Origin of the sequence: Pseudomonas sp. DD1 (assembly GCF_044510355.1) — a bacterium.
GTDB classification, from domain to species: Bacteria; Pseudomonadota; Gammaproteobacteria; order Pseudomonadales; family Pseudomonadaceae; genus Aquipseudomonas; species Aquipseudomonas shahriarae.
In genome coordinates this window covers 17,913-40,160 of sequence record NZ_MSAJ01000007.1, presented here as the reverse complement: position 1 = coordinate 40,160, position 22,248 = coordinate 17,913, and the positions used below count along the sequence as shown (strand labels likewise).

Sequence of the window (22,248 nt, the reverse complement as noted above, 5' to 3'; positions counted from 1 at the left end):
CTGCGTTTTGTAAGCCCTCATTGAGCACAATCTGACACACCTCATGGCCTGTCACACCTGGGCAAAACCCCGCCGCAAATCACCACTGCGCGCCAGGAAGCGCCCCGCCCGCTGGCCGTTCGCCTGCCCGTCGCAGTAGCTCAACACACCATTGACCCACACCCCATCAATGCCCTCGGCGGCACGTTGCGGGTCCTTGAAGTCCGCCACATCCCTTACCCGCAACGGGTCGAACAGCACCAGGTCGGCCCAATGCCCCTCGCGGATTTCACCGCGCTCGGCCAGGCCAAAGCGCGCGGCCGACAAGCCGGTCATTTTGTGTACCGCTGTGTGCAGCGGGAAAAGTCCCAGGTCACGACTGAAATGTCCAAGCACCCGCGGGAATGCGCCCCACAAGCGCGGATGGGGGAACGGGTCTTCCGGCAAGCCGTCGGAGCCCACCATCGACAGCGGATGGGCAAGGATGCGTTGCACATCGGCCTCATCCATTCCGTAGTACACCGCCCCCGCCGGTTGCAGGCGACGGGCAGCGTCCAGCAGGGATACACCCCACTCGGCGGCGATGTCCTGCAAGTCACGCCCGCCCACTTCCGGGTGCGGCGTGGACCAGGTGATGGTGATGCGGAAGGCATCGGTGACTTGCTTGAGGTCCAGGGTCGAGGAGCTGGCGGCATAGGGATAACAATCGCAGCCCACCGGATGGGTCTTCGCCGCCTGCTCCAGGGATGCCAGCAATTGCGGGCTGCGTCCCCAGTTGCCGGCGCCGGCACATTTGAGGTGGGAAATAATCACCGGTGCCTGGGCATGACGGCCGATCAGAAACGCCTCGTCCATGGCCTCCAGCACCGGTTCGAATTCACTGCGCAGATGGGTGGTGTACACCGCGCCAAACGCCGTCAGTTCTTCACTCAATTGCAGCACTTCGTCGGTGTCGGCGTTGAACGCGCTGGCGTAGGCCAGGCCGGTGGACAAGCCGAGGGCGCCCGCTTCGAGGCTTTCCTGCAGTTGCTCGCGCATCGCCGCGATTTCGGTGGCGGTAGCGGTGCGGTGCAGGTCGTCCAGATGGTTACTGCGCAAAGCGGTATGGCCAATCAATGCCGCGACGTTGAGGGCCGGGTGAGCGTTTTCCACCGCCGCGCGGTAATCGAGGAAACGCGGATAGGCAAACGCCTCGGCATTGCCCAGCAGGTTCATCGGGTCTGGCGGATCGCCACGCAGGCTGACCGGCGAGGCGCTGATGCCGCAGTTGCCGACGATCACCGTGGTCACGCCCTGGCTGAGCTTGGGCAGCATCTGCGGCTGGCGGATCACCACCGTGTCATCGTGGGTGTGGACGTCGATAAAACCCGGCGCCAGTACACGGCCATCGGCTTGGATCTCATGCTCGCCCTGGGCCGCCGACAAGTCGCCGATCTTCTCGATACGCCCCGCGCGCAGCCCCACGTCAGCGAGATACCCCAGCGTGTTGCTGCCATCAATGATCAGCGCCTGGCGAATCAGCGTGTGGTACTTCATCTCAATCTCCCAGCGGCAGGCTGTCAGGGCCGCCGCGATAGTCGTCCAGGGCCAGCTTGATCCGGCGCAGGCGTTCCTGGTTGTCGTCCGGCATGGCCAGGGCCAGTTCAGTGGCGAGCAAATCAATGGCCAGCAGCATGCCGTAGCGCGCCGCCGTGGGTTTGTAGATAAAACTGGTTTCGGCCGGTTGCAGCGGCAGCAGCACGTCGGCCAACTGCGCCAGCGGCGAGTCGGCCAGGGTGATGGCGACAATCCGTGCGCCGTAGTTGCGGGCCAGTTCCACCACGCCCAGCAGCTCGGGCGTGAGGCCGGTCAGGGAGCAGACAATCAGGGCGTGCTCGGCACTCAATGTGGCGGCCGTTACCCGCATCATCACCGGATCGCGGCAGGCAGCAATCGAATAGCCCAGACGTACCAGCCGCACTTGCAACTCTTCACTGCACAGGCTCGACGGGCCGCCCATGCCAAAGGCGTGGATCATCCGTGCCTTGCCCAGCAGGTTCACCGCATCGACAAAACCGGCCTGGTTGAAGCCGGACAGGTGCTGGCGCAGCGTCCCTTCGATATCGCCGAGGATCTGCCGATGAAACGCCGACTGCTCGGGCAACCCCGCCGGGTCGAGGAAGCGACTGCCCACACCGCTGGCCTGGGCCAGTTGCAGGCGCAGGTCGCGCAAATCACGGCAGCCGACGCTGCGGGCAAAGCGCGACAAGGTCGCGGTGCTGACCTCGGCCCGCTGGGACAACTCTTCCAGGCTGGCGGATGCGGCAAAACCCACATCATCGAGCATCAGCCGGGCGATACGCCCTTCGCCAGCGCTGAAGGAATCCTGGCGGGCGCGGATCTGGTAGAGGATGTCCATGGGGTCTCCGGGTTACAGGATGAGGCTCATAAAACAAGAGACAGGCCGTAGGTCAGACCGAAGGCGACCAGCGAAATCAAAGTCTCCAGTACGGTCCAGGTCTTGAAGGTCTGGATCACCGTCATATTGAAGTATTCCTTGATCAGCCAGAAGCCGCCGTCGTTGACGTGGGAAAAGATCACCGAACCGGCACCGGTCGCCAGCACCAGCAATTCCGGGTGTGGATAACCCAGACCCAGGGCCACCGGGGCGACAACGCCCGACGCGGTGGTCATGGCCACGGTAGCCGAGCCGGTGGCGATGCGCATCAGCGCGGCAAACAACCAGCCCATCACCAGCGGCGACAGGTTGAAGGCGTTGGCCATGCCGAGGATTTCATGGGTCACGCCGGCGTCCACCAGGATCCGGTTCAAGCCGCCGCCCGCGCCCACCAGCAGGGTGATGCTGGCGGTGGGCGCCAGGCACTCGTTGGTGAACTTGAGGATCGACTCGCGGTTGAAGCCCTGGGCCAGGCCCAGGGTCCAGAAGCTGACCAGGGTCGCCAACAGCAAGGCGATCACCGAGTTCCCGATAAACAACAGGAACTGGTTGAAGCCGCTGCCGGGCGTGGAGATCAGGTTGGCCCAACCGCCGATCATCATCAGCACCACTGGCAACAGGATGGTGCCCATGGTCAGGCCGAAGCTCGGCAGGCGGGTGCGCGGTTCACGCTCGATAAACTGGCGTTCCAGCGGGTTTTCGGCGGGCAGGTGGATGCGCGGCACGATGAACTTGGCGTACACCGGGCCGGCGATGATCGCGGTAGGGATGCCGATCAAAATCGCATACAACACGGTTTGCCCGACCGAGGCGTTATACGCCAGCACCGCCATCATTGCCGCCGGGTGCGGCGGCACCAGGGCATGCACCACCGACAGACCGGCGACCATCGGCAAACCGACCATCAGGATCGACACGCCCACGCGCCGGGCCACGGTAAAGGCAATCGGCACCAGCAATACAAAACCGACCTCGAAAAACAGCGGCAGCCCCACCAGGAAGGCAATGCACACCATGGCCCAGTGGGCATTGCGCTCGCCGAAACGGTTGATCAGGGTGCGCGCCACCTGCTCGGCGCCGCCGGACTCGGCCATCATCTTGCCGAGCATGGTGCCCAGGGCCACCACCAGCGCGATATGCCCCAGGGTCTTGCCGACCCCCGCCTCGTAGGAACCCATGATCGTATCCGCCGGCATCCCGGCCAGCAGCGCCAGGCCGATGGACACCAGGGTGATGACGATAAACGGGTTGAGCCGGTAACGTGCAATCAGCACGATCAATGCAATGATGGCGATGGCAGCGTATGCCAACAGCCAGACGCCCGGTGATGCGGCCATGCGGTACTCCTCGGAAAGGGTCACGTCGAATTGGTTGTGAAACTCATAAATCATTACCGAGGAGCATTTTCAAATTTTATGAAAGTAATTTTCGCCCACAGATAAGCGCTGTCGCTTTGGGACATGCCCGCAGACTCAGGATGAAAATCAGGGGATCGTTCTTACATGCAGGCCGGGCCCAATGCGGGAAACTCAACGGCCACTGTCCGGTCTCAGATTGCACACCGAATCATCTTCAGGAAGCCCGTCATGAACCGTAGAACCCTTGCCCTCAGCGCGTTACTGCTGGCCTTGTCCGGCACCGCTACGGCCGCCGACAGCAGCCCGGCCTTGCAAAAGTGCCTGGACGCCGCCAACACCACGGCCGCGATGGTCGGCTGCAACGCCCAGGAAACCAAGGTGCAGGACAAGCGCCTGAACAGCGCCTACCAAACCGCACTGCAGGCCCAGCAAGGCCCACGCAGGCAGCAACTGCAAGATGTACAGCGCCTGTGGATCAAATACCGGGATGCCAATTGCGCCTTCGCCGGCTCCGCGACCGGCGGCAGTATTGACCAGGTCAACGGCTCGGGTTGTGTGCTGGACATGACCCAGACCCGCGCCGAGGAACTGGAAAACCTCGTCGGCCCATAACCCCCTCGCCTACACCTGCAGGATCAGTCGTGCTGCACCCGCGCGCGCTTGAGCAGCTTCTTGCAGCGCTCCGACAAATGCAGCACCCGCAGGTGCTTGCCGGCCTTGCTGTAGCGTTCGCGCAGGGTCATCAACGCGGCAATCGCTGAGTAGTCGACAAAACTCAGGTGACGGCAATCCAGCGTTACCTGGGCCGGATCGTTGGCCGGGTCGAACTGGTTCAGAAAGGGTGTGGTCGAGGCAAAGAACAGGGTGCCGTGCAGCCGGTAGAGCTTGCTGCCATCGGCCTCCAGATGTTCATCGGCGTACAACTCCCGCGCCTGCTGCCAGGCAAAGTTGAGCGCGGCAATCACAATCCCGCACAGCACCGCCGTGGCCAGGTCGGTGAACACCGTGATCACCGTCACCGCGATGATCACCAACACGTCATTGAGCGGCACTTTGTTGATCACCCGCAGCGACGCCCAGGCAAAGGTCTGCTGGGATACCACAAACATCACCCCCACCAGCGCCGCCAGGGGAATGCGCTCGATCAGCGGCGACAGGAACAAAATAAACAGCAGGATCATCACCCCGGCAAACACCCCGGAGAAACGCCCGCGTCCGCCCGAGCTGAGGTTGATCACCGTCTGCCCGATCATCGCGCAGCCACCCATGCCGCCAAACACCCCACTGACCATATTCGCCGCACCCAGGGCCACGCTTTCGCGGTCGGGGTAACCACGGGTCTCGGTGATTTCGTCGGTGAGGTTGAGGGTCAACAGGGTTTCCAGCAGCCCGACCATGGCCATCAGGAAAGCGTAAGGCGCGATGATGCCCAGGGTTTCCAGGGTCCAGGGGATCTGCGGCAGGGCAAAAGTCGGCAGGCCGCCGGCGATATGGGCCATATCGCCCAGCGTGCGGGTGGGCAAGCCCAGCAGGTACACCGCCAGCCCCACACCAAGGATCGCCACCAGCGCCGGCGGCACCGCGCGGGTCAGGCGGGGCAGCAGGTAGACGATGGCCATGGTCGCCACCACCAACCCCGTCATCACATACAACGGCGTGCCGCTGAGCCAGGTCTCACCGCTCTTGAAATGCTCCAGTTGCGCCAGGGCGATGATGATCGCCAGGCCGTTGACGAAACCGAGCATCACCGGGTGCGGCACCATGCGCACCAACTTGCCCAGGCGCAGCAGGCCGAAGGCAATCATGATCAGACCGCCGAGCAACACCGTCGCCAGCAGGTACTCCACGCCGTGTTGCACCACCAGCGCGACGATCACCACCGCCATCGACCCCGCCGCCCCCGAGACCATCCCCGGCCGGCCGCCGAACAACGCGGTCAGGGTGCAGATGATAAAAGCGCCATACAGGCCCATCAGCGGGTTGAGGTGGGCCACCAGGGCAAAGGCGATGCATTCGGGCAACAAGGCAAAAGACGTGGTGAGTCCGGCCAGGGCGTCGGCGCGCAGACGAGAGAGCTTCATGGGTTTACCGGGGGCGTTGCGGGAAATGAGGGGGCGATGGTACGGAAAACCACCACACCGGACCAGTAGGAGCCGGTCAACAGGCGTAGCGCGCGAGCTTTTCCTGGATAAAGTCCAAAAAGCACTGGATACGCAGGGCCAGTTGCGAGTTGCGGTAGTACACCGCGTTGATCGGTTGGCGATAGCCACTGTTGAACGGTGTCAGGATCGACTGCAGGCGGCCGGCGTTGATGTCTTCGATGGTCATGAAGTGCGACAGGCAGGCAATCCCCTGCCCCTCCAACGCCAGTTGGCGCAGGGTTTCCCCGCTGGACGCAGCAATGCCCGGCTCGATCTGCCAGCGGTCGCCCTGCACATGGCGCAGCGGCCAGTGGTTGAGGGTTTCGGTCTGGGTAAAGCCAAGCAAGGTGTGATTGGCCAGGTCCGCCACTGTGGTTGGCGTGCCGTGCTGCTCAAGGTACGCCGGGCTGGCGAGGATATGCAGCGGGCTGCAGCCCAGGGAGCGGGCATGCAGGGTCGAATCCGCCAGGGCACCGATGCGGATAGCAATGTCGGTGCTCTGTTCCAGCAGGTCGATGATCAGGTCGTTGCTGTTGAGCTCCAGCTGGATATCCGGGTACAGACGGCGGAACTCGGCGACGTACGGCACGATGGCATGCAGCATGAACGGCGAGGCGGCGTTGATCCGCAAGCGCCCGGACGGGGTTTTCTGCCGTGACGACAGGCGCTCTTCCAGCTCGTCCATCTGCTCCAGGATCAGCTTGGCCTGCTCGAAAAAGTACTTGCCCTCTTCGGTCAGGTCCATGCGCCGCGTGGTGCGGTTGATCAGGGTGGTGTCGAGCTTGGCTTCGAGCCGCGACAAAGTGCGGCTGACCGCCGAAGGCGTCTGCCCGACTTGTTCGGCGGCAGCGGAAATCGAACCGCATTCAATCACGCAGACGAAGATCTGTAGCTCATCGGATCGGGCTTTCAACGTGAATCCTCGTGAATACGGCTGCGTGGATACTAGCCGTATTACAGCGTCAGGTTAAACACCTGGGCCAGATGCTGCTCGTAGCGCAGCACATCAGCCTCGATGGAGGGGCGCTTCATCACGTCCACACACAGGAACGTCGGCAGGCCACTCATACCGAGGAACTGGTTGGCCTTGTGGAACGGGAAGTACACCGCATCCACGCCCTTGGCTTCGAAGAAGTCGCTCGGGTCATCGAATGCTGCCTGTGGTGCATTCCAGGTCAGCGACAACATGTACTGCTTGCCCTGGATCAGGCCGCCGCTGCCGTACTTCTGCGACGCGTCGGAACGGGTGCGGCCATCGCTGGCGTACAGGCTGCCGTGGCCTTCGGTGAAGACTTCGTCGATGTACTTCTTGACGATCCATGGGGCGCCCATCCACCAGCCGGGCATCTGGTAGATGATCACATCGGCCCAGAGGAACTTGGCGACTTCTTCGGCCACGTCGTAGCCGGCGTCGATATGGGTGACTTTCACGTCAAGCCCACCCCGGTCCAGCACGGCCAGCGCCGCATCATGCAGGGTGTTGTTGTAGCGGCCATCGGAGTGGGCGAATTTCTTGCCGCCGTTGAGCAACAGAACTTTTTTCATGGGGTTGTACCTGAAGGTTGAAAATGGATGAGCGCAGGCTACGGGCAACCCCTCGGGTGAGTAAGCCACGGACCGGCAAAACACTTTTGACCTTCAGGCACGAGTAACCATCTGATTATTGCGTCAACCACCCATCAGCAGGTGCCCGCCCAGGGCCGCCATGCCCATAAAAAACACGCGCTTGAACAGCACAGCACTGATGCACTGGCGCAGCTTTTGCCCCAGCCACATGCCCAGCAGCGCCGGCACCAACGCCAGCAGCGAGGCATTCAGTTCGCCGGCCCCGAGGTTGCCGTGCCAGAACAACCCGGCGGCCAGGGCCAGGGTAGACACGCTGAAGGACAGGCCCAGCGCCTGCACCAGTTGGTCACGGTGCAAGCCCAGTGCTTGCAAGTAGGGTACGGCCGGGATCACGAAGACGCCGGTGGCCGAAGTGACGATCCCCGTCAGCAGACCACACAGCGGGCCCAGCCAGCGCTCGCTGCCGACGGGCACGCGCAACGTCGGCAGCAACAGTCCGCACAGCGCATACACCAGCAACGCCCCGCCCAAGGCCCGCACCACCCAGGGACCGCCGTCCATGCCCAGCCACAGCGAACCGAGCCCGGTCCCCAGAAAAATCAGCAACAGCATGGGCCACAGGCGTTTGCTCAGTGCGCCCAAATGCCCACCGAAGCTCAGTTGCCAGAGGTTGGTGATGGTCGAAGGAATGATCAGCAGGGCCGCAGCCTGCGCCGGCAACATAGCCAGACCGAGCAGGCCCATGGCGACGGTGGGCAGGCCCAGGCCAATCACGCCCTTGACGGTGCCGGCCAGCAGGAAGGTGCCGATCACCAGCAGGGTCAGGGCTGGGCCGAGGTCTTGGTAGAACGCGAGGAAGGTTGTCATGGGGGGGAGTTTGCGGGTTTGGCGTGGGGTTGGAAATTCGCCATATACTGAGGCTGCCTCTTGTTTTGCGTGAGGCTGAGACCGCTATCGCAGGCAAGCCAGCTCCCACATTCTGAATGTGTTCACCCTTCCAAATGTGGGAACTGGCTTGCCTGCGATAAGGCCCGTCCAGGCACCCGAGAACCCCAGCCATGCACTTTGACCTGATCGACCTGCGCCTCTACCTGCACATCCTCGACACCGGCAACATCACCGCCGGCGCCGCCCGCAGCCACCTATCCCTGGCCGCCGCCAGTGCGCGCATTCGCGCAATGGAGGCTTCACTGGGCGTCGAGTTCCTGCAGCGCGGCCGCCGAGGCGTGACCCCGACGGCCGCCGGCAACGCCCTGGCCCGCCACGCACGCCTGCTGTTGCAACAGGCCGAACGCCTGCAACAGGAGCTGGCGGAGTACGCCAACGGCGTCAAAGGCCAGGTGCGCCTGCTGTGCAACACCACCGCCCTTAGCGAATACCTGCCGGAGCTGCTGGCGGATTTTCTCTGCACCCACCCCAACCTCGATATCGACCTGCAGGAACTGCCCAGCCTGCGCATCACCCACGCCTTGCGCCAGGGCGCGGCGGACCTGGGGATTATTTCCGATGCAGTGGACAGCCACGGCTTGCAGACCCGGCCGTTTCGCGACGACCCGTTGGTGCTGATCCTACCGACAGGCCACCCACTGACGGCCGGCGCAGTGAGTTTTATCGACAGCCTGCCCTACGACTATGTAGGCCTGGCCGCCGACAGCGCGTTGGCGGTGTACCTGGAGGAACAGGCGCTGCACGCGGGTTTTCGCTTGCAGACCCGGGTGCGGGCCGATGGCTTTGATGGGGTGATGCGCATGGTCGCCCGTGGCGCGGGCCTGGGAATCGTGCCGCTGGCCGCGTTACAACGCTGGCCCCACGCGCAGCCATTCCAGGCCCAGCCGCTGACGGAAGACTGGGCCTGTCGCAGACTGCTGTTGTGCGCGCGTTCGTTCGAGCAATTGCCGGCTTACGCCAAGGCCTTGCTCGATGCCTTGTCCGTGCCTTTGCGGAAAAACACGTAATACACCACCGAGAGAATCAGCAGGAACGGCACGCCAAACACCAGGGTCATCTTGAACGCCTCGGTGAAGTACGTGGTGATCATCACCGCGCCCATCAGCACCAGCCCCAGCAGCGTGCTGTAGGGAAACAGCCGCAGTTGGAAGGACAACTTCGGCCCGCCGTGGCGCTTGCGGTAGCGGCGGAAGAACAGGTGCGTGAGGAAGATCATGAACCAGGTGAAGATCGCGCCAAACATCGAGATGGCCATCATCAAGGTGAAGGAGCTTTCCGGGTACACCACGTTGAGCAGGGTCGCCAGGGCGATGCCCGAACTGGACAGCAGCAGGGCATTGAGCGGGATCCCGCTCTTGCTCAGGGCACCCATGGATTTTGGCGCAAAGCCGGCGCGGGACAGGCTGAACATCATGCGCGTGGTGATGTAGAGCTGGCTGTTCATGGCCGACAGCGCGGCAATCAGGATCACGAAGTTCATCACCCCGGTGGCGCCGGGAATGCCGATGGTCTGCATCACCGTGACAAACGGGCTCTGGCTCTGCCCGGACTGGTTCCACGGCACGATGGCCAGCATCAGCGCCAGGGTCAGCAGGTAGAACACCACCAGCCGCACAATCGTCGCGCGGAAGGCTTTTTTCACCGCCTGCTCCGGGTCGGCCGCTTCACCCGCCGCCACCGCGATCATCTCCACGCTCAGGTAGCTGAAGATCGACACAATCACCGCGATCCACATGCCACTCAGGCCATTGGGGAAAAACCCGCCGTGGGCCGTGTAGTTCTGCACACCGTAATCCGGGTTGCCAGAGCCGAACACCACATACACCGCAAGGATGATAAAGCCGACAATCGCGCTGATCTTGATCGTCGAAAACCAGTATTCGAAGTTGCCGAAGGTCTTGACGCTGATGGCGTTAAGCACGATCAGCACGCTGGAGAACGAGACGATCCACACCCACTCCGGCACGTTGGCGAACCAGTACTTCATGTACATCGCCACCGCCGTGACCTCGGCGCCCACCGCCAGCACAATCGCCGCCCAGTAGGCATAGCGCACCAGGAACCCGGCCAGGGGGCTGATATAGAACTCGGCGTAGGCGCCAAAGGAGCCGGAGGTGGAATGGGCCACCGTCATTTCCGCCAGGCAGCCCATCAACAGCAGGGTGATCAACGCGCCGATGGCGTAGCTGACCAGCACGCTGGGCCCGGCATAGCCGATGGCATAGGCGCTGCCCATAAACAGCCCGGTGCCAATGGCGCCACCGATGGCGATCATGCTCATCTGCCCGGAAGTGAGCTGGCGCCGCAGGCCCAGTTCGCGGTTGGTGATTGCTGCAAAGCCGTTGTCTGGCGTGGTCACGTGCGTGCCCCTTTATTATTGTGATTGCACTTTTTTGGCCGATATCCATCTCGATGGGAACACTGTCCCCCTGTGGGAGCGGGCTTGCTCGCGATAGCGGTGGGTCAGTCACCAGATTCTTTGACTGCCCCACCGCTATCGCGAGCAAGCCCGCTCCCACATTGGGTTCGGTGTTTACTCAGGTGACACTGTGGCGCACCTTGAATTGTGGCTGGTCCCAGGTTTTGTCATCGAGGATTTCGCCAAGGATTTCTACTGCATCCCACACCTCGGTGAAGCTGGTGTACAGCGGGGTGAAGCCAAAGCGCATGATCTTCGGCTCACGGTAATCACCAATCACGCCACGGGCGATCAGGGCCTGGACGATGGCGTAGCCTTCGGGGTGTTCAAAGCTCACATGACTGCCGCGCTTGGCATGCTCGAGCGGGGTGATCAACGTCAGGTCATGGGCGGCGCAGCGGCTTTGTACCAGCTCGATAAACAGGTCGGTGAGCGCCAGGGATTTGCGGCGCAGGCTGGCCATGTCGGTCTGGGCGAAGATATCCAGCCCGCACTCGACCATCGCCAGCGAGGTGATCGGCTGGGTGCCGCACAGGTAGCGGGTGATGCCCTTGCCGGCCACGTAGTTGGACTCCATGGCGAACTGGCGGCTATGGCCGAACCAGCCCGACAACGGCTGCGTCACCAACTCCACCAGCGCCGGGTTGACCCAGACAAACGCCTGGGAACCCGGGCCGCCGTTGAGGTATTTATAGGTGCAGCCAATGGCGTAGTCGGCGCCGGCCTGGTGCAGGTCAATCGGCACCGCGCCCGCCGAGTGCGCCAGGTCCCAGATCGCCAGCGCGCCGCATTCATGGCTCAGGGCGGTCAGCGCTTGCATGTCGTGCATGTAGCCGGTCTTGTAGTTGACGTGGGTGATCATCACCACGGCGGTGTCCTGGTCGATGGCCGCCGGCAGTTCGTCGGGGCTGTTCACCAGGCGCAGGCTGTAGCCCTGTTGCAGCAGCGCCGCCAGGCCTTCGGCGATGTACAGGTCGGTGGGGAAGTTGCTTGCTTCGCTGACAATCACCTTGCGCTGCGGCTGGCGCTGGCGTTGCACGCTCAAGGCGGCGCTGAGCACCTTGAACAGGTTGATCGAGGTGGTATCGGTAATCACCACTTCAGCCTCGCCCGCACCGATCAGCGGCGCCAGGCAGTTGCCCAGGCGCTGGGACAGGTCGGCCCAGCCGGCGCTGTTCCAGCTGCGGATCAACCCATTGCCCCACTCCTCGGCAATCACCGCTTGTGCCCGTTCCAGTGCCGCCACCGGACGTGCGCCGAGGGAGTTGCCATCGAGGTAGATCACCCCTTCCGGCAGGGCGAATTGATCGCGCAGGGGCGCCAGCGGGTCTTGGGCGTCGAGGGTCTGGCAATGAGTTCGGCTGGTCATGGAAAGTCCTGTTTTTATAGATGACGATGGACCAAATAATGAACGAAGATTTGCAGAATTTTCGTGCAAAGTGCGCTACAACTGGCTTAATAAGCTGTAGGAAATTCGAATTTAACCTCTAAATACGCGGATTAATTCTAAGCATGATTCTCGACGCCACCGACCTGCGCCTCCTGCATTTCCTGCAACAGGATGGCCGTATCAGCAACCAGGAACTGGCGGAGAAAGTCGCCCTGTCGCCGTCCGCCTGCCTGCGCCGCTTACGCCTGCTGGAGAGTGAGGGGGTGATCAGCGGGTATCGCGCGGTGCTCAATGCCGAGCAATTGGGGATCGAGCTGGAAGCCATCGTCCACCTGTCGTTGCGCCAGGATATGGAGGACTGGCACGAGACCTTTATCAAGAAGGTCCAGGGCTGGCCGGAAGTGGCCAGTGCCTATGTGATCACCGGCGCCAGCAACTACGTGCTGCGGGTGCAGGCGCGCAACCTCAAGCACTTTTCCGACTTTATCGTGAACCACCTCAACCGCACGGCGGGGGTGATGGATATCCGTTCGGAGATCGTGTTGCAGAAGATCAAGGACCGAGATGAGGTGCTGGACCTGGTCGTACGCAAATAGGCAAAGCACTGCTGAACACCTGTGGGCGCTGGCTTTTGTGGGAGCCGGGCTTGCCCGCGATACAGACACCTCGGTTTATCTGCAATACCGAGGCGATACCATCGCAGGCAAGCCAGCTCCCACAAAAGCCCGCGCCCACATTGTTTACTGCGTTCAGTCTTCGAGGGCGCGCACGCGTTGCATGCGTTTTTGCTCGACCGGTGCCACCGCTGGCTGCAACTCGAAGTCAAAGTCGATCTGCGCAAACTTGCCCTCCACGCCAAACTCCCGCGCCAGTTGCGGGTCTTCGCTGAAGCGAATTTCGGCAATCAGCTCATCCCGAGTGGCGTAGGCAAAGTCATCATGCAGGTACGGATCATCCGACAGGTTGATCTGCGTGGTCAGGTGCCGATGCCCCGGCGCCGAGATAAAGAAGTGGATATGCGCCGGCCGCTGGCCGTGACGCCCCAGTTGATCGAGCAACTGCTGGGTCGGGCCGGTCGGTGGGCAGCCGTAGCCAGACGGCACGATGCTACGGAAACGATAATTGCCCTGGGCGTCGGTCTCGATCCGGCGACGCAGGTTGAACTCCGATTGCGATGGGTCGAACCAGGAGTAAGTGCCGCCGGTATTGGCCTGCCACACATCCACAATCGCCCCCGCCAGCGGCTTGCCGTTGATGTCGCGCACTTGCCCGCGCATAAACAGCGGCACGGCCGCATCCAGGCCATCGTCCAGGCGTGCTTCGTATTTGGACAGCGGCGCACCCGCCACGTACAGCGGCCCTTCGATGGTGCGCGGGGTGCCGCCGGACTTGCCGGCTTCCTCGTCGGCGGCGTCCATCAACAGGTCCAGGTAATGCTCCAGGCCCAGGCCTGCGGCCAGCAGCCCGGCTTCCTGGTTTTTGCCCAGTTCGTTGAGGTAGTTGACCGCCTTCCAGAACTCTTCCGGGGTCACTTCCAGGTCTTCGATAATATTCACCGTATCGCGCAGGATCCGGTAGATCAGCGCCTTGGCCCGGGGGTTGCCGGCATCATTGAGGTTGCCGCTGGCTTCTTCGAGGAAGCGCTGGGCGTGGGCAGTCTGGGACAGTCGAATGGACATGGTGCAATCCTCATCTTGTAATTATTAGGGGGCTAGACAGGCTCAGCGATCATCCTCATGGATCGACGACGGATGCCGGCACAGGGCATTCACTTCAATGGCCATGTAGGGATAGAGCGGCAGTTGCATCAGCAGGTCATGCAGTTCCTGCACGCTGTCGACATCGAACACGCTGTAGTTGGCGTACAGCCCGGCGATGCGCCACAGGTGGCGCCACTTACCTTGCGCCTGCAGGCGTTGGGCCAGGGCTTTTTCGTCGGCCTTGAGGGCCGCTGCGCGCTCGGGGTTCATATCGACAGGCAGGTTTACGGTCATCTTTACGTGGAACAACATCGCAGGCGTCCTCTTAATGTTTGTCGCGACGGAAGAACGCCAGGCGCTCCTCATCAATGGCCAGGCCCAGGCCCGGGGCGGTCGAGACATGCAGGTGGAAATCGCGATACAGCAGCGGCTCGGTAAGAATGTCTTCGGTGAGCAGCAGCGGCCCGAACAGCTCGGTGTCCCACGCCAGTTTATTGAGGGTGAGAAACGCGTGGGCCGAGGCCAGGGTGCCGATACCGCCTTCAAGCATGGTGCCGCCATACAGGCCAATACCCGCCGCCTCGGCAATCGCCGCCGTGCGCAGTACGGCGCGCGGGCCGCCGTTTTTCGCGATCTTCAAGGCGAACACCGAGGCCGCGCCTTCGCGGGCCAGGTTGAAGGCATCTTCGACACACTCGATGGACTCGTCGGCCATGATCGGCGCCGGGCTCGAGAGGTTGAGCCGGGCCATGCCGCCACGGTTATTGCGCGAGATCGGCTGTTCAATCAGGTCGATAGCGTTATCGCCCAGCACCTTGCAAGCGCGCAGGGCCACGGCTTCGTCCCAGGCCTGGTTGACGTCGACGCGCACGCTGGCGCGCTCGCCCAGGGCTTTTTTGATCGCAATCACATGGGCCAGGTCCTGGCTGACTTCACCGGCGCCGATCTTCAACTTGAAGATGCGGTGGCGGCGCAGGTCGAGCATCTTCTCGGCTTCGTCGATGTCCTTTTGCGTATTGCCGCTGGCCAACGTCCAGGCCACCGGCAGGGTATCGCGCACTCGGCCGCCGAGCAGCTCGCTGACCGGCAGGTTCAGGCGCTTGCCGAGGGCATCGAGCAAGGCGCTTTCGATGCCGGACTTGGCAAAGGTGTTGCCACGGATGCTGCGTTCCAGGCGCAACATGGCGGCGTTGATGTTGCTGGCATCCTGGCCAATCAACAGTGGCGCAAAGTGTTGGTCGATATTGATCTTGATGCTGTCGGGGCTTTCGTTGCCGTAGCTCAGGCCACCGATGGTGGTGGACTCGCCGATCCCTTCGATACCGTCGGCGCACCGCACGCGGATGATCACCAGGGTCTGGTTTTGCATGGTGTGCATCGCCAGCTTGTGCGGGCGGATGGTGGGGAGATCGACGATGATGGTCTCGATCGACTCGATGGCGCAAATCGGCATGGCAATACCCGTTGGGTTCTTTATAGGTCTTGCCCGATTCTGTCGCCCATTGTTGCTGGCTTCCAATATAGAATTGGTCTTGAACAATACCCTCAAGGTATGAGAGGAATCCGTATGGAACTGCGCCACCTGCGTTATTTCCAGGTGCTGGGGGAAACCCTGAACTTCACCCGCGCCGCCGAACGCCTGCACATCGCGCAGCCGCCGTTGAGCCGGCAGATCCAGCAATTGGAAGATGAGTTGGGCGTGGTGCTGCTGGAGCGGGGCCGGCCGTTGCGGCTGACCGAGGCCGGGCGGTACTTCTATGAACACGCCAATGTGCTGCTGGAGCAGTTGGCCAAGACCTGCGACAACACCCGGCGCATCGGCCTGGGGCAGAAGACCTGGCTGGGCATCGGCTTTGCCCCCTCGACCCTGTATGGCGTGCTGCCGGAACTGATCCGCCGCCTGCGCAGCCATGACGCGCTGGAGCTGGAGCTGGGGCTGTCGGAGATGACCACCCTGCAACAGGTCGAAGCGCTCAAGGCCGGGCGCATTGATGTGGGCTTCGGGCGGATTCGCATTGATGACCCGGCCATTGTCCAGCGGGTGTTGGTCGAAGATCGGCTGGTGGCGGTGTTGCCGGCCGGGCACCCGCTGCTGGGCGCACCGGTGACCCTTGCGCAGTTGGCCGCCGAACCGCTGGTGCTGTACCCCGGCAACCCGCGCCCCAGCTATGCCGACCATGTGATCGCACTGTTCGACACCCATGGCCTGGCGATCAAGGTCGCGCAATGGACCAATGAGTTGCAGACCGCCATCGGCCTGGTCGGGGCCGGCATGGGGGTGACGCTGGTGCCGGCGTCGGTGCAGATACTGCATCGGGCGGATATCGGCTATACGCCGATTGTCGAGGTTACGGCGACCTCGCCGATCATTCTCAGCCGGCGGATCAATGATCAGTCGCCGGGGCTGGGTCATTGCCTGCAACTGGTAGAAGAACTGATCTGAAATCTCCCAGTCACCTCCAATACCCTGTGGGAGCTGCATTGTGTTCAGGCACCCCGCATGCGCCGCGCATCGTTGCGCTGCAGCGTCTGGCTGGGGGATTCGTCGAACAGCTTGCGGTACTCCGCCGAAAACCTTCCCAGGTGGGTAAAGCCCCAGCCCAGGGCAATCTCGGAGATGGTGCGGGTAGCACCATGCTCGAGAATTTCCTGGCGCACCGCGCTCAAGCGGTACTTCTTCAAGTAGGCCATGGGCGACAGCGCGAAGTATTTGCGAAACGCATCGAACAGCTTGAACCGCGACACCCCGGTGGCCGCCTCGAGGTCTTCCAGGTGCAGCGCTTCGCGGGCGTTGGCGTGGATGTACTGGCGGGCGCGGATCAGGTAGTGGGGCAGCTTGACCCCCAGCACGTCGCGCAGTTCTTCGGAATAGTTGTTCGGCTGGGCCAGGATCAGGCCCTTGATCAGCGAGCTTTCCAGGTCGCGGGTAAACGCGGCCTGGTCATACAGTTCGCTGCTGTGCTCCAGCTCCGCAATGAAGTGCCGTGCCATGCGCCACCACGCCGCCGGCGCGCCCTGCACCGCATCCATCACCGATTCAAAGCGCAACGGCGCATCAATCGGCCGCTGCAACAAGCCCTCCAGGGTTTCGCTCATCGCCGCACGGGTGATCACCACTTGCAGCTTGCGGCAGTCGCCGGAGATCGCCAGCACCTGGTGTTCATTGGGCGAAATGATCACGCCCTGGTCGCGGTTGGAACTCAGGCGCTGGCCACCCTTGCTCAGCTCCTGCTCGCCCACCAGCGGCAGGCTCAGGCTGTAGCTGCTGAAGTGCTCGGCGTCTTCGATGTCGATGGTCACGTCGGTGCCGTATTCGATCACCCCCAGGGTGGTGGCGCGGGACTTGAACACATTGGCACTGTGGTGGAAGCGCAGGCGCTCCGGGGTGGCGGTTTCCAGCCGGTGGGGCCCGCAGATGCCGGACATCCAGCTGCGGGCGCCTTCAAGGTCGAAACGTTCAATACGGATATCGCGTGTATGGCTACTCATCAGGGTGCACTCACGGCGGTTGTGGCCAGCGCGCTCTGACGGCGCGTCCGGTGGATCAAGGCAAGTTCTGCGCCACGTCGCGCACTTGGCCACTGGGTGGATAGTGAGCGTCGACTATGTGGATAAGAAGCCGGCTTTTTCGACAATTGCCTGGCCTGACAGTAGCGCATTCCCCGGCGTCGTTGCACGGATGTGGGTATTTGCGCCCCAACTATGCGGCCCATCTTCCCCCATTAAGCGGATAGCTGGCCGCCCCCCTGCCCGCCTCTAATGAACCACCGATTAGCTACCCAATAAAAGGTGCCTCCCATGAGTGGTGCAAGAAGCGTCGAGCAATGGAAAACGTTTATCGAAAGCTGCCTGGATTTCCGTCCGGCCGAGGGTGTGTTCCGCATCGCCCGGGACATGTTCACCGAACCTGAGCTGTTCGACCTGGAGATGGAACTGATCTTCGAAAAGAACTGGATCTACGCCTGCCACGAAAGCGAACTGGCCAATAACCACGACTTCGTAACCATGCGCGCCGGGCGTCAGCCGATGATCATCACCCGCGACGGTGAAGGCCAGCTCAACGCCCTGATCAACGCCTGCCAGCATCGCGGCACCACCCTGACCCGGGTCGGCAAGGGCAACCAGTCGACCTTTACCTGCCCGTTCCACGCCTGGTGCTACAAGAGCGACGGCCGCCTGGTGAAGGTCAAGGCGCCGGGGGAATACCCGGAAGGTTTCGACAAGGCCACCCGCGGCCTGAAGAAGGCGCGCATCGAAAGCTACAAGGGCTTTGTGTTTATCAGCCTCGACGTGCACGGCAGCAACAGCCTGCAAGACTTCCTCGGCGACTCCAAAGTGTTCTTCGACATGATGGTCGCGCAGTCCGCCACCGGCGAGCTGGAAGTGCTGCCCGGCAAGTCGGCCTACACCTACGACGGCAACTGGAAGCTGCAGAACGAAAACGGCCTGGACGGTTACCACGTCAGCACCGTGCACTATAACTACGTGGCCACGGTGCAGCATCGCCAGCAGGTCAATACGGAAAACGGCAGCGCCTCCGGCAGCACCCTGGACTACAGCAAACTCGGCGCCGGCGATGCCAATACCGATGACGGCTGGTTTGCCTTCAACAACGGCCACAGCGTGTTGTTCAGCGACATGCCCAACCCCAGCGTACGCTCCGGCTACGCCACCATCATGCCGCGCCTGGTGGCAGAACACGGCCAGCAAAAGGCCGAGTGGATGATGCACCGCCTGCGCAACCTCAACGTGTACCCCAGCCTGTTCTTTCTCGACCAGATCAGCTCGCAACTGCGCATCATCCGCCCGGTGGCGTGGAACAAGACCGAGATCATCAGCCAGTGCCTGGGGGTCAAGCACGAGTCCGATGCCGACCGCGAAAACCGCATCCGCCAGTTTGAAGACTTTTTCAACGTGTCCGGCATGGGCACCCCGGATGACCTGGTGGAATTTCGCGAAGCCCAGCGCGGCTTCCAGGGCCGCCTGGAACGCTGGAGCGATATCTCCCGGGGCAGCCATCGTTGGGAAACCGGGCCGACGCCCAACAGCGAGGCCATCGGCATCCAACCGGCCATGACCGGTACCGAATTCACCCACGAAGGGTTGTACGTCAACCAGCACCGCAACTGGCAGACATTCCTGCTGGACGGGCTTGAGGCGCAATCGTTGAAACTGCACGAGGTGAAATGATGAACGCGCAATTGCAGTATCAGATCGAGCAGTTTTTCTACCGCAAGTCCGAGCTGTGCGACGCCCAGGACTGGGACGCCTACGTGCAGTTGTTCGACCCGCAGAGTGAGTTCCACCTGCCGCAATGGGACTCCGAGCACGTCTACACCCGCGACCCCAAGCGCGAGATGTCGCTGATCTACTACGCCAACCGCTCGGGCCTGGAAGACCGGGTGTTCCGCCTGCGCACCGGCAAGGCCGCGTCCGCCACGCCGATGCCGCGCACCTTGCACCTGATCAATAACGTACGGATTGCCGAGCAGGCTGATGGCTGCCTGGAAGTGCGGCTGAACTGGCACACGCTGTTCTATCGGCTGGCGATGTCGGAGCAGTTCTATGGCCACGCCACCTACAGCCTCAAGCCCCATGGCGACAGTTGGCTGATCACGCGCAAGCATGCGCTGCTGCTCAACGACACCATCAACTCGGTGCTGGACTTCTATCACCTCTGACCGTGCCCCTGTGGCGAGGGGCAACCTCGCCAGTCATCAATCTATCTACGCGGAGTGCGGTGGATGAATCACAAAGTGGCCTTCAGTTTTGCCGACGGCAAGACCTTGTTCTTTCCGGTGGCCAGCAACGAAATCCTGCTGGACGCGGCGTTGCGCAACGGCATCAAGATCCCCCTGGATTGCCGCGAAGGCGTGTGCGGCACCTGCCAGGGACGCTGCGAGTCCGGCGACTACAGCCAGGACTATGTGGATGACGAGGCCCTGTCCAGCCTCGACCTGCAACAACGCAAGATGCTCAGTTGCCAGACCCGGGTCCAATCCGACGCGGCGTTTTACTTCGATTTCGACTCAAGCCTGTGCAACGCACCGGGCCCGGAACAACTCAGCGCCACGGTGTGCGAGGTGCAGCAGGTGTCGGCCAGCACCGCGATCCTGTCGGTGCAACTGGAGCGCGCCCTAGACTTTCTGCCGGGGCAATATGCGCGGCTGTCGATTCCCGGTACCGAGCATCAGCGCTCCTACTCCTTCGCCAACCGCCCGGGCAACCGCTTGCAGTTCCTGATCCGCTTGCTGCCGGATGGGGTAATGAGCAATTACGTGCGCGAGCGCTGCCAGGTCGGCGATGAAATCAAGCTGCAGGCACCGCTGGGCGCGTTTTATCTGCGGCACGTCACCCAGCCCCTGGTGCTGGTGGCCGGCGGCACCGGGTTGTCGGCACTGTTGGGGATGCTCGATGAATTGGCCGAACGCGGCTGCGAGCAACCGGTGCATCTGTATTACGGGGTGCGCGGGGCCGAGGATTTGTGCGAGGCCGAGCGCATCAAGGCGTATGCCGAGTCCATCCGTGGTTTTCGCTACACCGAAGTGCTCAGCGACCCATCGCCGCAGTGGTCCGGCAAGCGCGGTTATCTGACCGAGCATTTCGACGTGGCCGAATTGCGGGATAGATCGGCCGATATGTACGTGTGCGGCCCCCCTCCAATGGTCGAATCCATTAAGAACTGGCTGCAAGATCAGGCACTTGATGGCGTTCAGCTGTATTACGAAAAGTTTACCGAGAGTAATATCTGACCCCTCAGCAGTGAGGGGCGGATCTGGCGTGCAGGATCAACCCTGAAAAAAACAAGTAGAAGGGAATGTTAATGGCGGATGACATGGTTAACCCGGTTGGCCTCAAGCGTGGCCTGAAAAACCGGCATATTCAGCTGATTGCCCTGGGCGGGGCGATTGGTACGGGTTTGTTCCTCGGTTCGGCCGGGGTGCTGAAATCGGCGGGGCCGTCGATGATCCTGGGCTATGCGATAGCCGGGTTTATCGCGTTCCTGATCATGCGCCAGTTGGGCGAGATGATCGTCGAGGAACCGGTCGCCGGTTCCTTCAGCCACTTCGCCCACAAGTACTGGGGCGGCTATGCCGGCTTTCTCGCCGGCTGGAACTACTGGGTGCTGTATGTACTGGTGGGCATGGCCGAGCTGACAGCGGTGGGCAAGTACATCCAGTTCTGGTGGCCTGAAGTGCCGACCTGGGTCAGCGCGGTGGTGTTCTTCGTTGCGGTGAACCTGATCAACACCCTGAACGTGAAGTTCTTCGGTGAGACCGAGTTCTGGTTCGCGATCATCAAGGTGGTGGCGATCATCGGCATGATCGTGCTCGGCTGCTACCTGCTGTTCAGCGGTACCGGTGGCCCGCAAGCCTCGATCAGCAACCTGTGGGACCACGGCGGTTTCTTCCCTAACGGCGGCATGGGCCTGCTGATGGCAATGGCGTTCATCATGTTCTCGTTCGGCGGCCTGGAGCTGGTGGGTATTACGGCTGCCGAAGCCAGCGAGCCGCGCAAGGTGATCCCCAAGGCGATCAACCAGGTGGTGTACCGGATCCTGATTTTCTACGTCGGCGCCCTGACCGTGCTGCTGTCGTTGTACCCATGGGATCAACTGCTGCAAACCCTCGGCGCATCCGGCGATGCCTACAGTGCCAGCCCGTTCGTGCAGATCTTCTCGTTGATCGGTAACGACACCGCCGCGCACATCCTCAACTTCGTGGTGCTGACCGCGGCACTGTCCGTGTACAACAGCGGCGTGTACTGCAACAGCCGCATGCTGTTCGGCCTGGCCGAGCAAGGCGACGCGCCCAAGGCGCTGATGAAGCTCAACAAGCAAGGCGTTCCGTTGCGCGCCCTGGGCATTTCGGCCCTGGTGACGTTGCTGTGCGTGGTGATCAACTACGTGGCACCCAAGGATGCACTGGTGCTGTTGTTTGCCCTGGTGGTTGCTTCGCTGATGATCAACTGGGCGCTGATCAGCCTGACGCACATCAAGTTCCGCAAGGCCATGGGCGAGCAAGGCGTGGTGCCGTCGTTCAAGACCTTCTGGTTCCCGTTCAGCAACTACCTGTGCCTGGCGTTCATGCTGGTGATCGTTGGCGTGATGCTGGCAATCCCGGACATGCGCCCATCGGTGTATGCGATGCCGGTGTGGGTGGGGATTCTCTTCCTGGCGTACTGGTTGCGCTCCAGGAAGAACAAGGCCTTGGCTGTCGCGCAATAACCTGTGTAGAAGCCGGCTTGTGCAGGAGCTGGCTTATGTGGGATCTGGCTTGCCTGCGATGGCATCGACTCGGTCTAACTGAA

Annotated in this window: 21 protein-coding genes; 8 read left to right on the top strand and 13 right to left on the bottom strand. The window is 62.2% G+C overall.

The window, feature by feature from the left end:
- Window positions 1-51: 51 nt before the first annotated feature.
- From PSFL_RS05800 to PSFL_RS05790, 3 genes are read right to left on the bottom strand one after another with little or no spacing between them, the layout of a single operon-like run.
- A complete protein-coding gene (locus PSFL_RS05800) occupies window positions 52-1,515 on the bottom strand; it encodes an amidohydrolase family protein (RefSeq protein ID WP_397469799.1) in 1,464 nt (487 codons plus the stop codon).
- A gap of 1 nt (window position 1,516) precedes the next feature.
- Window positions 1,517-2,377, bottom strand: a complete 861-nt coding sequence (locus tag PSFL_RS05795) for a MurR/RpiR family transcriptional regulator (RefSeq protein ID WP_057960615.1) — start codon at window positions 2,375-2,377, stop codon at window positions 1,517-1,519.
- Window positions 2,378-2,403: 26 nt separating this feature from the next.
- A complete protein-coding gene (locus PSFL_RS05790) occupies window positions 2,404-3,807 on the bottom strand; it encodes a gluconate:H+ symporter (protein ID WP_057440211.1) in 1,404 nt (467 codons plus the stop codon).
- A 195-nt stretch (window positions 3,808-4,002) separates the two neighbouring features.
- On the opposite strand from PSFL_RS05790, the gene PSFL_RS05785 reads away from it, so the two are divergent.
- Complete coding sequence (locus PSFL_RS05785) at window positions 4,003-4,386, top strand: lysozyme inhibitor LprI family protein (RefSeq protein WP_273865170.1); 384 nt, start codon at window positions 4,003-4,005, stop codon at window positions 4,384-4,386.
- Window positions 4,387-4,409: 23 nt separating this feature from the next.
- On the opposite strand, the gene PSFL_RS05780 is transcribed toward PSFL_RS05785, so the two are convergent.
- From PSFL_RS05780 to PSFL_RS05765, 4 genes are all read right to left on the bottom strand, one after another.
- A complete protein-coding gene (locus tag PSFL_RS05780) occupies window positions 4,410-5,855 on the bottom strand; it encodes a SulP family inorganic anion transporter (RefSeq protein WP_057960617.1) in 1,446 nt (481 codons plus the stop codon).
- A 76-nt stretch (window positions 5,856-5,931) separates the two neighbouring features.
- Entirely contained in the window at window positions 5,932-6,828 is an 897-nt protein-coding gene (locus PSFL_RS05775; protein WP_169960991.1) for a LysR family transcriptional regulator, read from the bottom strand.
- 41 nt (window positions 6,829-6,869) lie between these two features.
- Window positions 6,870-7,460 (bottom strand): NAD(P)H-dependent oxidoreductase, encoded by a 591-nt coding sequence (locus PSFL_RS05770; RefSeq protein ID WP_115127335.1) that lies wholly within the window; start codon window positions 7,458-7,460, stop codon window positions 6,870-6,872.
- A 123-nt stretch (window positions 7,461-7,583) separates the two neighbouring features.
- A complete protein-coding gene (locus PSFL_RS05765; protein WP_397469798.1) occupies window positions 7,584-8,348 on the bottom strand; it encodes a sulfite exporter TauE/SafE family protein in 765 nt (254 codons plus the stop codon).
- 191 nt (window positions 8,349-8,539) lie between these two features.
- Here PSFL_RS05765 and PSFL_RS05760 point away from each other — a divergent pair, with 191 nt between their 5' ends.
- Complete coding sequence (locus PSFL_RS05760; protein ID WP_057960621.1) at window positions 8,540-9,436, top strand: LysR substrate-binding domain-containing protein; 897 nt, start codon at window positions 8,540-8,542, stop codon at window positions 9,434-9,436.
- Here PSFL_RS05760 and PSFL_RS05755 read toward each other — a convergent pair.
- Both PSFL_RS05755 and kynU read right to left on the bottom strand, forming a co-directional pair.
- Window positions 9,382-10,788: an amino acid permease gene (locus tag PSFL_RS05755; protein ID WP_057439312.1), complete on the bottom strand. Its 1,407-nt coding sequence runs from the start codon at window positions 10,786-10,788 to the stop codon at window positions 9,382-9,384. The two genes, PSFL_RS05760 and PSFL_RS05755, sit on opposite strands and share 55 nt — an antisense overlap.
- Before the next feature lie 178 nt (window positions 10,789-10,966).
- Complete coding sequence (kynU, locus tag PSFL_RS05750) at window positions 10,967-12,217, bottom strand: kynureninase (protein ID WP_397469797.1); 1,251 nt, start codon at window positions 12,215-12,217, stop codon at window positions 10,967-10,969.
- A 143-nt stretch (window positions 12,218-12,360) separates the two neighbouring features.
- On the opposite strand from kynU, the gene PSFL_RS05745 reads away from it, so the two are divergent.
- Window positions 12,361-12,834, top strand: coding sequence for an Lrp/AsnC family transcriptional regulator (locus tag PSFL_RS05745; RefSeq protein ID WP_029299899.1), 474 nt, complete (start codon window positions 12,361-12,363; stop codon window positions 12,832-12,834).
- A 153-nt stretch (window positions 12,835-12,987) separates the two neighbouring features.
- On the opposite strand, the gene catA is transcribed toward PSFL_RS05745, so the two are convergent.
- From catA to PSFL_RS05730, 3 genes are read right to left on the bottom strand one after another with little or no spacing between them, the layout of a single operon-like run.
- The gene (gene catA / locus PSFL_RS05740; protein WP_057439314.1) at window positions 12,988-13,917 is read right to left on the bottom strand and encodes a catechol 1,2-dioxygenase; all 930 of its coding nucleotides are present in this window, start codon (window positions 13,915-13,917) and stop codon (window positions 12,988-12,990) included.
- A gap of 42 nt (window positions 13,918-13,959) precedes the next feature.
- Complete coding sequence (catC, locus tag PSFL_RS05735) at window positions 13,960-14,250, bottom strand: muconolactone Delta-isomerase (RefSeq protein ID WP_029299901.1); 291 nt, start codon at window positions 14,248-14,250, stop codon at window positions 13,960-13,962.
- 13 nt (window positions 14,251-14,263) lie between these two features.
- Window positions 14,264-15,391, bottom strand: coding sequence for a muconate cycloisomerase family protein (locus PSFL_RS05730; RefSeq protein WP_397469796.1), 1,128 nt, complete (start codon window positions 15,389-15,391; stop codon window positions 14,264-14,266).
- Window positions 15,392-15,505: 114 nt separating this feature from the next.
- Between PSFL_RS05730 and PSFL_RS05725 the strand changes: the two genes are divergently transcribed.
- Complete coding sequence (locus tag PSFL_RS05725) at window positions 15,506-16,381, top strand: LysR family transcriptional regulator (protein WP_057960624.1); 876 nt, start codon at window positions 15,506-15,508, stop codon at window positions 16,379-16,381.
- Window positions 16,382-16,425: 44 nt separating this feature from the next.
- Here the strand turns inward: PSFL_RS05725 and PSFL_RS05720 are convergent, their stop codons facing one another.
- Window positions 16,426-17,427 carry a helix-turn-helix domain-containing protein gene (locus PSFL_RS05720; RefSeq protein ID WP_057439316.1) on the bottom strand — a complete coding sequence of 334 codons (1,002 nt, stop codon included), beginning with the start codon at window positions 17,425-17,427 and terminating at the stop codon, window positions 16,426-16,428.
- 309 nt (window positions 17,428-17,736) lie between these two features.
- Between PSFL_RS05720 and antA the strand changes: the two genes are divergently transcribed.
- The 4 genes from antA to PSFL_RS05700 all read left to right on the top strand — a co-directional run bounded on the left by antA (window position 17,737) and on the right by PSFL_RS05700 (window position 22,165).
- On the top strand, window positions 17,737-19,128 hold the full coding sequence (antA, locus tag PSFL_RS05715) for an anthranilate 1,2-dioxygenase large subunit (protein ID WP_057960625.1): 1,392 nt from the start codon (window positions 17,737-17,739) through the stop codon (window positions 19,126-19,128).
- Entirely contained in the window at window positions 19,128-19,619 is a 492-nt protein-coding gene (gene antB / locus PSFL_RS05710; protein WP_057439317.1) for an anthranilate 1,2-dioxygenase small subunit, read from the top strand. Before antA ends, antB begins: the two co-directional genes overlap by 1 nt.
- Window positions 19,620-19,682: 63 nt before the next feature.
- The gene (gene antC, locus PSFL_RS05705; RefSeq protein ID WP_169989845.1) at window positions 19,683-20,690 is read left to right on the top strand and encodes an anthranilate 1,2-dioxygenase electron transfer component AntC; all 1,008 of its coding nucleotides are present in this window, start codon (window positions 19,683-19,685) and stop codon (window positions 20,688-20,690) included.
- A 71-nt stretch (window positions 20,691-20,761) separates the two neighbouring features.
- Window positions 20,762-22,165 carry an amino acid permease gene (locus PSFL_RS05700; protein WP_057439319.1) on the top strand — a complete coding sequence of 468 codons (1,404 nt, stop codon included), beginning with the start codon at window positions 20,762-20,764 and terminating at the stop codon, window positions 22,163-22,165.
- The last annotated feature ends 83 nt before the right edge of the window (window positions 22,166-22,248 follow it).

Coding starts and splice junctions, on each gene's coding strand:
- PSFL_RS05800 (WP_397469799.1), bottom strand. CDS start 1,515: ATGAAGTACCACACGCTGATTCGCCAGGCGCTGATCATTGATGGCAGC.
- PSFL_RS05795 (WP_057960615.1), bottom strand. CDS start 2,377: ATGGACATCCTCTACCAGATCCGCGCCCGCCAGGATTCCTTCAGCGCT.
- PSFL_RS05790 (WP_057440211.1), bottom strand. CDS start 3,807: ATGATTTATGAGTTTCACAACCAATTCGACGTGACCCTTTCCGAGGAG.
- PSFL_RS05785 (WP_273865170.1), top strand. CDS start 4,003: ATGAACCGTAGAACCCTTGCCCTCAGCGCGTTACTGCTGGCCTTGTCC.
- PSFL_RS05780 (WP_057960617.1), bottom strand. CDS start 5,855: ATGAAGCTCTCTCGTCTGCGCGCCGACGCCCTGGCCGGACTCACCACG.
- PSFL_RS05770 (WP_115127335.1), bottom strand. CDS start 7,460: ATGAAAAAAGTTCTGTTGCTCAACGGCGGCAAGAAATTCGCCCACTCC.
- PSFL_RS05765 (WP_397469798.1), bottom strand. CDS start 8,348: ATGACAACCTTCCTCGCGTTCTACCAAGACCTCGGCCCAGCCCTGACC.
- PSFL_RS05760 (WP_057960621.1), top strand. CDS start 8,540: ATGCACTTTGACCTGATCGACCTGCGCCTCTACCTGCACATCCTCGAC.
- kynU (WP_397469797.1), bottom strand. CDS start 12,217: ATGACCAGCCGAACTCATTGCCAGACCCTCGACGCCCAAGACCCGCTG.
- PSFL_RS05745 (WP_029299899.1), top strand. CDS start 12,361: ATGATTCTCGACGCCACCGACCTGCGCCTCCTGCATTTCCTGCAACAG.
- catA (WP_057439314.1), bottom strand. CDS start 13,917: ATGTCCATTCGACTGTCCCAGACTGCCCACGCCCAGCGCTTCCTCGAA.
- catC (WP_029299901.1), bottom strand. CDS start 14,250: ATGTTGTTCCACGTAAAGATGACCGTAAACCTGCCTGTCGATATGAAC.
- PSFL_RS05730 (WP_397469796.1), bottom strand. CDS start 15,391: ATGCCGATTTGCGCCATCGAGTCGATCGAGACCATCATCGTCGATCTC.
- PSFL_RS05725 (WP_057960624.1), top strand. CDS start 15,506: ATGGAACTGCGCCACCTGCGTTATTTCCAGGTGCTGGGGGAAACCCTG.
- PSFL_RS05720 (WP_057439316.1), bottom strand. CDS start 17,427: ATGAGTAGCCATACACGCGATATCCGTATTGAACGTTTCGACCTTGAA.
- antA (WP_057960625.1), top strand. CDS start 17,737: ATGAGTGGTGCAAGAAGCGTCGAGCAATGGAAAACGTTTATCGAAAGC.
- antB (WP_057439317.1), top strand. CDS start 19,128: ATGAACGCGCAATTGCAGTATCAGATCGAGCAGTTTTTCTACCGCAAG.
- antC (WP_169989845.1), top strand. CDS start 19,683: ATGAATCACAAAGTGGCCTTCAGTTTTGCCGACGGCAAGACCTTGTTC.
- PSFL_RS05700 (WP_057439319.1), top strand. CDS start 20,762: ATGGCGGATGACATGGTTAACCCGGTTGGCCTCAAGCGTGGCCTGAAA.